12 protein-coding genes and 1 tRNA gene are annotated in these 12,925 nt (G+C 39.1%); 9 read left to right on the top strand and 4 right to left on the bottom strand.

Annotated features, from left to right (window positions below; translation table 11 throughout):
- Both amaB and DNJ75_RS09965 read right to left on the bottom strand, forming a co-directional pair.
- The gene (amaB, locus tag DNJ75_RS09970; protein WP_170137218.1) at positions 1-1,491 is read right to left on the bottom strand and encodes an L-piperidine-6-carboxylate dehydrogenase; all 1,491 of its coding nucleotides are present in this window, start codon (positions 1,489-1,491) and stop codon (positions 1-3) included.
- A gap of 41 nt (positions 1,492-1,532) precedes the next feature.
- A complete protein-coding gene (locus DNJ75_RS09965) occupies positions 1,533-2,693 on the bottom strand; it encodes a saccharopine dehydrogenase family protein (protein WP_117003312.1) in 1,161 nt (386 codons plus the stop codon).
- A gap of 248 nt (positions 2,694-2,941) precedes the next feature.
- Here DNJ75_RS09965 and DNJ75_RS09960 point away from each other — a divergent pair, with 248 nt between their 5' ends.
- The 5 genes from DNJ75_RS09960 (at position 2,942) to DNJ75_RS09940 (ending at position 8,030) form a co-directional block, all read left to right on the top strand.
- The gene (locus DNJ75_RS09960) at positions 2,942-5,059 is read left to right on the top strand and encodes a DNA internalization-related competence protein ComEC/Rec2 (protein WP_263479615.1); all 2,118 of its coding nucleotides are present in this window, start codon (positions 2,942-2,944) and stop codon (positions 5,057-5,059) included.
- A gap of 217 nt (positions 5,060-5,276) precedes the next feature.
- Positions 5,277-6,191: an acyltransferase gene (locus DNJ75_RS09955; RefSeq protein WP_117003310.1), complete on the top strand. Its 915-nt coding sequence runs from the start codon at positions 5,277-5,279 to the stop codon at positions 6,189-6,191.
- Between the two features lie 86 nt (positions 6,192-6,277).
- A complete protein-coding gene (locus DNJ75_RS09950) occupies positions 6,278-6,457 on the top strand; it encodes a rubredoxin (RefSeq protein WP_117003344.1) in 180 nt (59 codons plus the stop codon).
- Between the two features lie 197 nt (positions 6,458-6,654).
- Positions 6,655-7,365, top strand: coding sequence for a 1-aminocyclopropane-1-carboxylate deaminase (locus DNJ75_RS09945; RefSeq protein ID WP_224742275.1), 711 nt, complete (start codon positions 6,655-6,657; stop codon positions 7,363-7,365).
- A gap of 227 nt (positions 7,366-7,592) precedes the next feature.
- Positions 7,593-8,030, top strand: coding sequence for a pilin (locus DNJ75_RS09940; protein WP_117003308.1), 438 nt, complete (start codon positions 7,593-7,595; stop codon positions 8,028-8,030).
- A 2-nt stretch (positions 8,031-8,032) separates the two neighbouring features.
- Here the strand turns inward: DNJ75_RS09940 and DNJ75_RS09935 are convergent, their stop codons facing one another.
- Both DNJ75_RS09935 and DNJ75_RS09930 read right to left on the bottom strand, forming a co-directional pair.
- Positions 8,033-9,406 (bottom strand): O-antigen ligase family protein, encoded by a 1,374-nt coding sequence (locus tag DNJ75_RS09935; RefSeq protein WP_117003307.1) that lies wholly within the window; start codon positions 9,404-9,406, stop codon positions 8,033-8,035.
- A 429-nt stretch (positions 9,407-9,835) separates the two neighbouring features.
- On the bottom strand, positions 9,836-10,324 hold the full coding sequence (locus DNJ75_RS09930; RefSeq protein ID WP_117003306.1) for a DUF2062 domain-containing protein: 489 nt from the start codon (positions 10,322-10,324) through the stop codon (positions 9,836-9,838).
- Positions 10,325-10,564: 240 nt separating this feature from the next.
- Between DNJ75_RS09930 and aroK the strand changes: the two genes are divergently transcribed.
- From aroK to DNJ75_RS09910, 4 genes are all read left to right on the top strand, one after another.
- Positions 10,565-11,089 carry a shikimate kinase AroK gene (gene aroK, locus DNJ75_RS09925; protein WP_117003305.1) on the top strand — a complete coding sequence of 175 codons (525 nt, stop codon included), beginning with the start codon at positions 10,565-10,567 and terminating at the stop codon, positions 11,087-11,089.
- Positions 11,086-12,174: a 3-dehydroquinate synthase gene (gene aroB, locus DNJ75_RS09920; RefSeq protein ID WP_117003304.1), complete on the top strand. Its 1,089-nt coding sequence runs from the start codon at positions 11,086-11,088 to the stop codon at positions 12,172-12,174. The genes aroK and aroB overlap by 4 nt, the downstream gene beginning before the upstream one ends.
- A gap of 151 nt (positions 12,175-12,325) precedes the next feature.
- Positions 12,326-12,412 (top strand) — tRNA-Leu (locus tag DNJ75_RS09915).
- A gap of 111 nt (positions 12,413-12,523) precedes the next feature.
- On the top strand, positions 12,524-12,826 hold the full coding sequence (locus tag DNJ75_RS09910; RefSeq protein WP_117003303.1) for a nucleotidyltransferase family protein: 303 nt from the start codon (positions 12,524-12,526) through the stop codon (positions 12,824-12,826).
- The last annotated feature ends 99 nt before the right edge of the window (positions 12,827-12,925 follow it).

Below are 12,925 nucleotides of genomic sequence, written 5' to 3'. Positions count from 1 at the left end.
CTACTCTGTAAGTGAAAATTTGATTCCTTGTGCAAGAGGTAATTCCTTGCTCCAATTCATGGTAACGGTTTGACGACGCATGTAGGCCTTCCATGCGTCAGATCCAGCTTCACGCCCGCCACCGGTGTGTTTCTCGCCACCAAAAGCGCCACCAATTTCAGCGCCTGATGTGCCAATGTTGACATTAGCGATACCACAATCACTGCCGGCATATGATAAAAATTGCTCAGAATGGTCAATACGCTGCGTGAAAATGGCAGATGATAAGCCATGATCCACTTGATTATTGATTTTAATCGCATGCTCAAGATCATCAAATGGTATCACAAAAAGGATAGGGCAGAAATTTTCTTGATTAACAATATCCCAGTCAGGTTTAGCCTCAATGACTGTCGGCTCAACATAGTTGCCTGGCTTATTAATCACATTGCCACCAAAAAGGACATTGCCACCCAACTCTTTAGCGCGAGCAACTGCTTTTTGATAAATACCAACAAGATTTTGATCAATCAAAGGTCCCATAAGGTTTTTAGTATCTAATGGATCGCCAACAGTGATTTGCTTGTAAGCATTTTGTAGGCGTTTAATAACATCTTGATAGATGTTTTTGTGCACCAATAAGCGACGTAGTGAAGTGCAGCGTTGACCCGCTGTGCCAACTGCACCAAAGACAACGGCAGGAATTGCTAATTTTAAATCAGCAGATTCATCAATGATTGCGGCATTATTGCCACCTAATTCAAGCAGTGATTTACCAAAACGCTCAGCAACACGTGCGCCAACCTCGCGTCCCACGGCAGTAGAGCCGGTGAAAGACATAAGGGCTATGCGTTCATCAGCAACCAGTGCTTTAGAAACATCAACACTTTTTGAAACCACGGATGTGAAGACATTCGGGAAGTTATGTGCTTTGGTCACGCGATCACAAATCTCTTGAATCGCTAAGGCACAAAGTGGTGTTTTAGGTGATGGGTTCCAAACAACTGTGTTGCCACAAATCGCAGCAATAAAGGCATTCCATGACCAAACAGCAACAGGGAAGTTATAGGCTGAGATTACACCGACAACACCAAGCGGGTGCCACTGTTCAAACATGCGATGATCTGGGCGCTCTGAATGCATTGATTTGCCATACAGCATGCGTGCTTGACCAACGGCAAAATCAGACATATCAATCATCTCTTGTACTTCGCCATCACCCTCTTGTTTGGATTTACCCATTTCAAGGGATACCAAACTACCTAATTGGTCTTTATGCTTTCTTAGCTCTTCACCAATTAAACGCACAAGTTCAGCGCGTTGTGGCGCTGGGATCTTACGCCATTTTGTAAACGCACTTTGCGCTTCACTAATCGTTTGCTGTAAATGTGAAACGCCTAAGCTTGGTACCTTAGCCAGTAACTCATTATTGGCAGGATTGAAGCTTTCAATATATTCACCGGTGTTGTGCTTGGCAGCATATTGGCTTAGTTGTTCTGTATAGCTTGTCATGCAAGTCATTATATTATGTTCTCCGATTTCGTTTATTAAATTTAGATATATTCTCTTTTGCTTGGATTAGTACCAAGCTCAGGCTTTGGGTTGTCAGCGCAGTTGTCTAAAAAATTATAACGATAATAATGCCCAAAGCGATTATCCATCATTTGTGCCAAAGTGATATCTTCTTGCTTGGCAAAGCCTGCTTTAAAATGCGCTTGTTTTAATGCAAGGTCAATGGTGACACATAGACCACAGGCTGTTGTTAGTTGCAAAGCGCTCCACTTTTGTCCAAAGGCTTCTTGTGAGTGGTATTTCTTGGCAAAATGACGCTCACTATAAACGCCATTAATTGTGCCCTCAACAGAAACATAGACCAAGACCACATCGTCTTCAACACGTGGAATAGCATTGTTGAATATCTCACATAAAAGCTCTTGTTTGTTCTTAAGCTTAAGATCATTAATTAAGAAGCGTAACTTCTCACAATGTCCTGGGTAACGCACACTTTTGTAGTTGATATTACGCACCTTGCCTTTGTAGGTGTCTTTGAGTGAGCCAATACCACCTGAAGTATTAAATGCTTCATACGTTAGTCCATCAATTTTAATTGTCTCAAGATCATCAAGTGGCTCGATCGTGACATTTTTGAAATCTTCGATCGCTTCACATGGCTTGACATATTCATTGATCAGGCCTTCAGTTGACCAAGTCAGTGCATATTGCAGTGGATGGCTGATATTAACCGGTAGCGCGCCTACACGCATCTTGACCGTTTCTGCCTCATCAAAAAGCTTAACAAGATCATTAGTGACAACACTGATAAAGCCAGGCGCTAAACCGCATTGTGGCGCAAAAACTTTGTCGCTGCTTTGTGAAAGTGTCTCAACATATTTTGTTGTTTCGACATCTTCAGTTAGATCAAAATAATTGGTATCACAAGCTTTCGCCATTTCAGCTACTTTTTTGGTTAAAAAGTAAGGAAGAGCGGCAGCTAGTGCCGTAATATTGTGCTCTTTGATATACGCTTTAACATTATCTTCTTTCATAATATCTAATACGCAGTGTGTTAGGTTATGCGCATGCTTACCAAGGGTTAAAGGCTTTCTATCGGCTTGAATATCAGCAATATGCACATGGTAATCACCACTTGATGCAAGCATAGCACCTGTAAGTAAGCCTACTCTACCACTACCAAATATAAGTATATTGATCATTAGAATCCTCCTTTTGCTTTGTATTTACGTTGCTTACCTTGAGTTTAAAGATAGGCTGTTTTAATGTTTTTGGTTAATAAATTTCATTTAAGCGCATCCGTTTCGCTGAAATAGTTATTAATGATACCTAAATGATGAAGTTATTTTACATATTGATGGTATTGTTGCAATCGAAATCCAGCAAAATTTAATAAGCTTTTTTCGTAAAAGCACTTTATCTTCACTATGCTAAAAGTATTGTTTGTTATTTGAACTTTTTTATGCGTAGACGTTTGGGTTTTTGTTTGGTCATTCTGTTGCTATTGCTTATCACAATGCATGGGCTTTGGGTGCTTTATGGCTATGCTAAGAAATATCCTGAGAATCAATTAAATAAAAAAATCATGATCGAGGGTGTTGTTGCCAGTTTGATTGATCGTGATAAAGCAGTTAGTAAATTTCTATTTGCGACAAAGGATGGTTTGATTCGCTTGAGTGTTTATCCAAATAAAAATCTAAGACCATGGCAGTTAACACCCGGTTCGCGTTGGCGCTTGCATGTTAAATTACAGATGGCAAAAGGCTTTAGCAATCCGGGTGTTTTTAACTATGCCAATTGGCTTAAACGTCAGCAAGTTAAGGCAGTCGGTTATGTGAACACAACTGAAAAAGCACAATTTCGCGGGATAGATTATCGCTATTTTGTTGAGCGCTTGCGTTATCGGATTGAACGCATACTGCAAAAAACGATTAAAGATACACAATCAAGAGCATTGGCTAGTGCATTGTTAATTGGCAATAAAAATGAGCTTACGCTTGAGGATAAGCGCCTTTTTCAGCAAACAGGTACATCGCACTTGATTGCGATCTCAGGGCTTCATATCGGCATGATTGCATTGTTTGCTTTTTGTTTGTTACGCGTTTTATGGTCATGCTCAGTGCGCTTATGCCAGTGGTTGCCAGCGCAAAAGGCAGGATTGATTGCCGCTGTTATCAGTGCCTTTGGTTATAGTTTATTAGCCGGTTTTGCAATCCCTACGGAACGCGCTTTTATTATGGTGCTTGTTTTTTCTGTTGGGCTTTTTATCAATCGCAAGATCAATAGTTTTTATTTATTGCTTGTGGCGGGCGTTATTATCGTGCTATGGCAGCCTTTGTCGTTATTTGAGCCTGGGTTTTGGCTGTCGTTTATGGCGGTATTTTTTCTGATTGTCATTAATCGCAGCTTATTATCACTCGCTAAATTTAAGCGCTATCTTTTGATTCAATTGTTATTAATGATTCTGCTAATTCCGCTGACTATTTTCTGGTTCCAAGGTTTTAGTATGGTTGGTGTTATTGCCAATTTGGTTGCAATTCCGTGGGTGAGCTTTCTAGTGGTGCCAAGCTTATTTATCAATCTGCTGTTATCATTATTCGGTATAAATCTTTGGTTTATCAGTGCGTATTTAATTCAACTTTTAGTGCTATGGCTTAATCTTTTACCTATTGATATGTTGTTCTTTTATTGGCATAGCATCTCAATGTTAGCGGTGATTAGTGCGGTTATTGGCTTAACTTTGCTGCTTTTCCCTTTGCCATGGTATTTACGTGTATTAAGTATTGCACTCTTTTTGCCAATTTTTCAAAAAGCGCGCTTACCTTCAGATGTGGCGTTTAAAATGACCGTTCTTGATGTTGGGCAAGGTCTGGCAATTGTGATCCAAACGCCAGAAACGGTCGTTGTCTATGATACCGCGGGAAGTGACGGCAAAAAGTTTATCGTTGCTGAGCAAACACTTATCCCTTATCTTAAATATCAAGGTATTCATCATATCGATACACTCATTATTAGTCACAAAGATAAAGATCACAGCGGAGGTTTGGAGCATGTGCTTAATGAATTTACGGTAACGAATATATTCAGTAATGAAAAAATCAGCGCGGTGAATGCAGAGATTTGTCACGAGGGTTTACAGTGGCAAGTTCATGGTGTGAGATTTCAATTTCTGACTGCCAATCATCTTAAGGGTAACAATGGTTCTTGCGTGTTAAAGGTGAGTTTTAATGATCAATCCGTTTTGTTAACGGGTGATATTTACAAAACAGCTGAGCGTTATCTACTTAATAATCATCGCAGATTACTGCCATCGACTATTTTGCTTGCACCGCACCATGGCAGTTCAAGTTCATCATCTAAAGACTTCATTGAAGCAGTGAGTCCAAAATACGTGATTTTTAGCAGTGGCAAGCATGATGGCTTTAAACATCCGCATAGTGAGGTGGTGCAAAATTATCAAACTGCAGGTATAAAAATATTAAATACCGCACAAAATGGTGCAATCACGGCTATATTTAAAGATAATGGCGAGTTGGTGATAGAAACAAATAAAACTGAAGAAGAGTAAATAAGTGGAGTTGCGCATTTTTTAAAAAACTATGATTTAGAAACACCCCGTCAGTCTGCGACTGCCACCCCTCTTGCAAAGAGGGGAGTTGGGCAATGGTGATTTTATATTCCCCTCTTAGAAAGAGGGGTGCCGAACTTGTGAGGCGGGGTGTTGAAATAGAAAAAATGTGGGGCTCCAGCTAAAACAAAACTAAAAGAAAAACTGGAGAGCAGGTGTGAAAAAAGTATGGCATATTGCAGTTGGGGTCGTGCTGTTGCTATTGTTAATCATTAATACGATTATTTTTGGCGCACCGGTGATTATATTGTCATTATTGAAATTAATTCCGCAAAAGGCTTGGCAAAATACGGTGGGGAAAATGTTAATGTTCTTGGCAACGTCGTGGATGACAATTAATAACAAAGTGAGTTTATGTCTTTTGCCGACAAAATATATTGTCAGTGGTTATCAAGATTTTAGTATGTGTCGCTCGTATTTGATTTTAAGCAATCATCAAAGTTGGCTTGATATCGTCGTATTGCAGCAGGTGTTTTTAAATAAAATCCCCTTTGCCAAGTTCTTTATGAAAAAAGAGCTTATCTATGTGCCAATCATTGGTATTGCCTGTTGGGCGTTGGATTTTCCGTTAATGAAGCGCTATTCAAAACACTATCTTAAAAAGCACCCTGAGAAAAAAGGTCAAGATTTGCTTGAGACAAGACGCGCTTGTCAACGCTTTAAAAATCGCCATGTGTCGGTTGTTAACTTTGTTGAGGGAACGCGTTTCACGCTACAAAAGCATGCTAAAGGTGGTAAGCAATTTAAGCATTTATTACAGCCTAAAGCCGGAGGTGTCGCACTTGCATTAGATGTCTTGGGTGATAAGATCAAAGGGGTTTTAAATGTGACAATTGTTTATCCTGATAATTTCCCGAGTTTTTGGGATTTTCTATGTGGCGTTATTCATGAAGTTCGTATTCATATTGAATTGATTGAGCCAGAGGATATCCCGTATCAAAATTATTACCAAGATGATGCAGCAAAGATGCGCTTTCAAGCGTGGATTAATGAACTATGGCAGCAAAATGATGTCATGATGAGTAAAATATTAGAGGATAAATCACTTAACATTAACAACACAAAACAGTAAGATGTGCGCCATAATTTGGACGAACCCACTGTTACAGGTGTCAAATGTTAATTAGTAAGCCAAAGAGCCAAGAAAAGAGTCAAGAGATGTCAGAATTAGAATACAAAAGATATATGTGTGTGGTATGTGGTTGGATTTACGACGAGGCCGAAGGCTGGCCAGAAGATGGTATCCATCCAGGCACCAAGTGGGAAGATATTCCGGATGACTTTGAATGCCCTGATTGTGGCGTTGGTAAAGAAGATTTTGAGATGATGGAGATCTAATCATCATCCATTTCAATAAGCCGATCTTCGAGGAAGTCGAGGTTGATGGCTTAGCATTTATTATTAAACGCGATGATTTAATTCATCCGCTATTCTCAGGCAATAAGGCTTATAAGCTCTATTGGCTTATCAAGCATATCAAGCGCAATCCACATATCAAAAAAATCGTATCGTTTGGTGGTGCGCAATCCAATTATATGTTGGCATTAGCGCAATTTTGCGCTTTACATAAGTTGTCTTTTGATTATTGGTTAAAACCATTACCTAAGACACTGAAGAATATGCCCTTTGGTAATTATAAAGCGGCATTATCACTTGGGATGACAGCGCGTTGTACTGATCAAGTATTAACTTTAGCAACTATCAAAAATCATTATAAAGAAGATCCAGATATCTTGTTTTTAGCTCAAGGTGGCGCAGATAGGCGCGCTGAAGAAGGCTTGAAACTATGTGCTAAGAAAATTAATGATTACCTTAAATCACGCAATATAAGCCAAATAAGGCAAGCGAGTATTGTCATTGCTTCCGGTACGGGAGTGAGTGCATTATATTTACAGCAACATATCGATCAAGCTTATCAAGTTTATACCGTGGCTTGCGTTGGTGATAAGGATTATTTATATGATCAAATGAATGCGTTGTCTCAGGGAAAATGGCGTTTACCAACAATACTATCACCTTTAAAGAAATATCACTTCGGCGTTTGCTATCCTGAGCATTTGGCAATGTATTATAAACTTAAAGAGCAAACGGGCATTGAGTTTGACTTGTTGTATGATCCATTAACTTGGCAGGTAATGCTTGAGTCTTATTATGAACTACCTCAACCCATTATCTATCTGCACTGTGGAGGTGTTAGTGGTAATGAGAGTATGCTTAAACGTTATTATCGATTATCTGTGCGATAATTAGGCTGTTGTTGTTAATGGCTTATGGCTAATCTCGCACATTAGATGAGCTTATTTCGTTTTTTACTAAATTAAGCTTAAAAAACACTATTTTTTTCGATAACTTACTTGCGCAAAAAGCAACTGTGAGCTAGCTTTCTAATACAAAAAGCTCAAGCGCTTATTGTGCCCCCAACCAACATGAAAAACATGAAATAAAAAAGATAAAAATAAAGAGGAGAATAGTTATGGACATTAAGCAAATTAAAAAAATGAGAAAGCAAAAAGGTTTCTCATTAATTGAATTATTGATTGTGATTGCGATTATTGCGATTTTAACAGCAATTGCGGTTCCAATGTATACCAGTTATACAGCTCGCGCAAAAACAGCTGAAGCCTATTCATTTATCGGTTCAGATAAAACGTATGTCGCTGAGCAGATTAACGCTAAAGGGATTACGAGCGGTACTATTTCAGGATTAGCGACAACAGGTGGTACCAAGACGGGTAAATATGGTGCAGTAGCATCAAATGCAGCAGGTGTGATCACCTATACATTTGGTACAGCTGCAGGTAGTTTAAATGGTAATACATTATTCTTTACCCCATCAGTCGGAAGTGCAGGTGTAACTTGGGCATGCTCTTCAACAGGGACTTATGACTCATCTCCTTGTGATGGTATCTAAATTTAAATAGCCGTTTGATATAAAAACGGTAAGATAAATAATAAAATAATCAACACAAAACAAAGTGCCATCACTAATAGATGGCATTTTTTTTGCGTGCTATTTTGAATCCCTTGATTGTTTTTCATAAGCTCAGGTATAAAGGATAGTAACAGTCCCATAGCAAATACTAAGCTAAATTGACTTAATTGTAGTTTAAAGAGATTACTGACAAGTGCATGGGTCATCCCTGCCAATACACTAGCAAAGGCAACAAAATATAAGGCCGATTGTTTATGACTCGGCATATATTCACACGCACGACGAAAAGCACGCAAACCAACGAGTAGAAAACACATCAGTCCAATAACACCCCACTGGCAGGCAATCGTTAGGATAATATTATGCGGATAGTCTTTAAGATAATACAACGCATTTAATTCACCGACACCAAGTAGTGGGTAATGTGCAGCTAATGCCAGTGATTTCGCCCATAAGCTCCAGCGATCCTGATTGGCAAAAATATTGCGTGCGAGTACCGTCTCACCACCAACAATGTTGTGAATTATATAAAACAGTAGGGCGCCAATAATAACTGCCAAGACTTGCCAACCAAGAAAACGGATCAATATTTTATGGTTTAAAATGCCAAGAACAAGCGTGATAACAATGTACTCGAGAATTAAAGCGCGTGAGCTATGTGCGATAACGACAAACCACAGAGACGCCATCGCAATTAAGCTTAATACTTTAAATGCACGACTATAATTATGACTTAATAACGGTAAGCATAAAATTGGCAAAAACCAAGTTGCAAAATGATCAAAAAATCGCGGATTAGCAAAGTTAAATTGACGCAAGAAAAACTCAGGAAAATTAAACTGTGCAATTTTCGGTGGGAAATAAAAGTGCGCAAGTAACACATTGAGTATCAGCACAAATAAGTAGCTAATAGCGCAAATAATCACAACGCCAATAAGCCAACGAACATGATCGGGAAATCGACTAAAATAATGCGCTAAGAATAGCACGCTAAGTAGCAGTGTGATGTCGATTGATATGCCTTTAAAAGCAGTCGCCGGATGAAATGCTAAGCTTGCTGAGATAATACCAATGCAAAAGAATAAGATGATCAGACTTTTAATCCAAGTAGAAAGTGCATTAAATGTCGCTAAAATACCATTTCGTGCGTCACGACTTGCGGTAAATAAAATCAAAACCACAATCCAACAAAAAAGTGCGGTAATCCCACGCCAAACGTAGAGCATTAATGTGTTTTCCATTGAGATTTTCATCATACCAATCGGACTCCAAAAGACCAGAATGAGTCCAATAAGCATCACGCCATAGATAAAATGCTCAGTGTTATTGGATGAAAGAAATTTTTTGTTTAGCATGTTATAATTTCCTGTCTTATGTTCCTACTTGTTGTTACTTATTGGAGTTACGTACTTTTTCTATTTCAACACCCCGCCTCGCAAGCTCGGCACCTCTCTTGCAAAGAGGGGAATATAAAATTACCGTTGCCTAATTCCCCTCTTTTCAAGAGGGGTGGCAGCCGTAGGCTGACGGGGTGTTTATAAAGTCATAGTTTTTCTAAAGTGCGTAACTTCAGTTACTTATTTAAAATTGTATATGCCTTGACTTAGGTGTAAGTTGGAGCCTTTATAAGCTAAGCTTTCTAATAATGATGAGTTAGTACCTATCCCCTTGCGGGATTGCTCGTACAGCTTAAGCTGTACGGGTGAGGGGTGATTAAAGCTCAATTTATTCCTAATCCTTTACCTTAAATATACCCTTCGACTTACGCTCAGGGTACGGTTATTTTAATTATGTTTATTGTTTTTGGGCTTAAACAAAGCAAACCCAAACCAGCTAATGCTTGCCAATATGATCCCAAGAACCAAGCCGATAATCACGCATCCTGTTATCAGTGGCATAAAAATACTGTGGATATGCGTAATCATCTGATGCCACGCAAAGTTCTCCTCATGAAAAAGTGGTGTTTTATTTAGAACAAAGCAACCAAATAAATAGGCACCATACATCATTGGCAGCATGGTAATGGGATTGCTGATCCATACTAATGCAACGGCAATAATCAAGTTAGCACGTAGAAAAAGTGCCAAAATGGCGGCAGGCACCATTTGAAATGGCATCGGCATCATACACATAAAGCCACCAATAACACAGGCTTTGCTGACACTGCTTTTATCAAATTGCCATAAGAAATTATGATGCATGTGTTTGTGTAAAAAGCGCAACCATTTATGTTCTTTCAATTCCTCTTTGCTGGGCAGCCATTTGCGCTTCACGATGTATTTCCATTATTCATAAACTTCGGAAATCATAGCAAAAAGTGATGATAAAAGCTGTTGAACACCGGCAAAAAAATAAAAAATCTATCCGCGATGCCAAGATCTCTTTCGTGCAAAAAATCTTGATTAAAATGACTTTTTTGTGTATTTTGTTTTGGTTTTTTGAAGTGGATCATGCAAAGTTATGATCGTGTTGTGGGTCTATGTGTTAAACACATTAACGTAATGTAGAGAAAAATGATTATTACTCAAAATGTTTTCTTGATTGGGCCAGTTGGTGCTGGCAAGAGTACAATAGGTCGTCAATTAGCAAGCGAGCTTAAGCTTGATTTTGTCGATTCAGATCGTGAAATTGAGCAACGTTGTGGCGTTGATATTGATTGGATTTTTGATATTGAGGGCGAAGAGGGCTTTAGAAAAAGAGAGCAGGAAGTGCTAGGTGATTTAGCGACTCGTCAAGGTATTGTTTTGGCTACTGGTGGGGGTGCGATTATTCTGCCTGAGAATAGAACGCTTTTGTCATCACGTGGCAAAGTAGTCTATTTGCAAGCCTCAATTGAGCAACAATTAGAACGTACAGCCAAAGATAAAAAGCGTCCATTATTACAAGTCGATGATAAGGAAGCACAACTGAAGAAATTAATGGCAGAGCGTGAGCCGTTATATCAAGAGATTGCCGATATTACCATTGAGACAAGTGAAACGACCGTGCGCAATGTAGTGCAAAAAATCACAAATCTATTAATGGAAGAGGCGGTGTGATCACCGAAGTTGTTGTTTCTCCTAAGGGTAAGCCAAGTTACCCTGTCATGATTTCGCCTGATATTGATTTTGCAAGACTTATTTCCTATATCAAAAACAAAGAAGTGTTGGTTGTCACCAATACCACAATTGCTGATTTGTATTTATCACAATTGGATAAAGCCATTAAAGGTGAATGTTTTAAATATGCGCATTGTATTTTGGCCGATGGTGAAGCGCATAAAAACAGTGATTCTTTAAATACGATCTATCAACATTTGCTTGAGCGTAATTACACGCGTAATTGCGTGCTTGTTGCCTTAGGTGGTGGCGTTATCGGTGATATTACAGGTTTTGCTGCGGCTACGTATCAGCGCGGTACCAATGTTATTCAGATTCCAACGACTTTATTGTCACAAGTAGATTCGTCTGTAGGCGGTAAAACAGCGATTAATCACCCACTGGGTAAGAATATGATTGGCGCTTTTTTCCAACCGCAATTGGTGATGACGTCAACACAATTTTTAAAGACTTTACCTCAACGTGAATTTGCCGCAGGTATGGCAGAAGTGATCAAATATGGCTGTATTATTGATGCGGATTTCTTTGCATGGCTTGAGCAAAATGCTCAACTATTAATAGTGTATGATCCAAATGCATTGATCTATGCGATTGCCAAAAGCTGCGAGCTTAAAGCGCATGTGGTAAGCCTTGATGAAGAAGAAAAAACGGGTGTGCGCGCACTTTTAAATCTTGGGCACACCTTTGGGCATGCCATTGAGTGTTGTCAAAACTATCAAGGGTTAAAGCACGGTGAAGCGGTTGCTATTGGCATGGTAATGGCTGCAGAATTATCACAATCCTTGGGGTTTGTTGATGAATCGGTTGTTCAAAGAATACGCGCATTACTGCAATGCTTCTCACTGCCAGTGGTGTTACCACAAGGCTTGAGTAAGACACAGTTTATCGCAGCAATGTTGCGTGATAAGAAAAACACCACAGCAGGTATTACACTTATTTTGCTAGATGAGATTGGTCAGGCAAAAGTAGATAAGTCCGTTTCAGAAAACGCTTTATCAGAATTTTTATCAAGATATTTTGATTGATTTGTATTCTGTGTTGCTTTGGGTGCTGTCGTTAGGCTATAAATTATTAGAAAAGCCTTAAATAATATTTGACATCAGATGCCCTTTAGCTAGAATAGCACCTGTTCTCGCGATGCGAGAAGCTCAATTTATCATTCACACGAGTTTGTGTGCCAGAGTGGCGAAATTGGTAGACGCAGTGGATTCAAAATCCACCGGTGGCAACACTGTGCCGGTTCGAGTCCGGCCTCTGGTACCAAAAAGATTTTATAAATTAAAATGTCGAATATCCGTTATGCCGTTAGACTATTTGTTATTTACTGTCATAATGGTTAAAAGAATTTGATATCATCACTAAAGTCAGGACGTTATGGTTACAGACGAGCAAACAATCTCAAAAAGCCAGGCTGATAAGGCAGGAAAAATCCTGAGAAATCATGTAACAGATGAAGCTTTACAAGCACTATCTAACTGGAGGGCAATGCATGCACAGCCACTAAGTGTCGCCTATAAATTGCTAAAGCAGAAAGCTAAGATTTTGAATAAAGGTGCTATTTTGAGCCAACGACTTAAGCGGACTCCTTCTATTACTGCAAAGCTGCAGCGCTATTTAGAAATGAAACTCAGTAGAATGCAAGATATAGGCACGGCTGTCCCATCTAAAATATGTTGACTTTTGCTAAATTTATCTTTGAAGTTGTCATCAAAGGAATCTATTGTATTAGCTATGACTCAGGAAATATCCACCACTTTTGAAAATCACTTTAAAGAT

The organism is Cysteiniphilum litorale, assembly GCF_003428165.1.
Taxonomy (GTDB): domain Bacteria; phylum Pseudomonadota; class Gammaproteobacteria; order Francisellales; family Francisellaceae; genus Caedibacter; species Caedibacter litoralis.
Note: the sequence above shows the minus strand (reverse complement) of the source record. Positions and strands in the feature narration are given on the sequence as shown.

Bases quoted from the DNA above. Each gene is read 5' to 3' on its own strand.
- amaB (WP_170137218.1), bottom strand. From the start codon at position 1,491: ATGACAAGCTATACAGAACAACTAAGCCAATATGCTGCCAAGCACAAC.
- DNJ75_RS09965 (WP_117003312.1), bottom strand. From the start codon at position 2,693: ATGATCAATATACTTATATTTGGTAGTGGTAGAGTAGGCTTACTTACA.
- DNJ75_RS09950 (WP_117003344.1), top strand. From the start codon at position 6,278: ATGTCAGAATTAGAATACAAAAGATATATGTGTGTGGTATGTGGTTGG.
- DNJ75_RS09945 (WP_224742275.1), top strand. From the start codon at position 6,655: ATGTTGGCATTAGCGCAATTTTGCGCTTTACATAAGTTGTCTTTTGAT.
- DNJ75_RS09940 (WP_117003308.1), top strand. From the start codon at position 7,593: ATGGACATTAAGCAAATTAAAAAAATGAGAAAGCAAAAAGGTTTCTCA.
- DNJ75_RS09935 (WP_117003307.1), bottom strand. From the start codon at position 9,406: ATGCTAAACAAAAAATTTCTTTCATCCAATAACACTGAGCATTTTATC.
- aroK (WP_117003305.1), top strand. From the start codon at position 10,565: ATGATTATTACTCAAAATGTTTTCTTGATTGGGCCAGTTGGTGCTGGC.
- DNJ75_RS09910 (WP_117003303.1), top strand. From the start codon at position 12,524: ATGGTTACAGACGAGCAAACAATCTCAAAAAGCCAGGCTGATAAGGCA.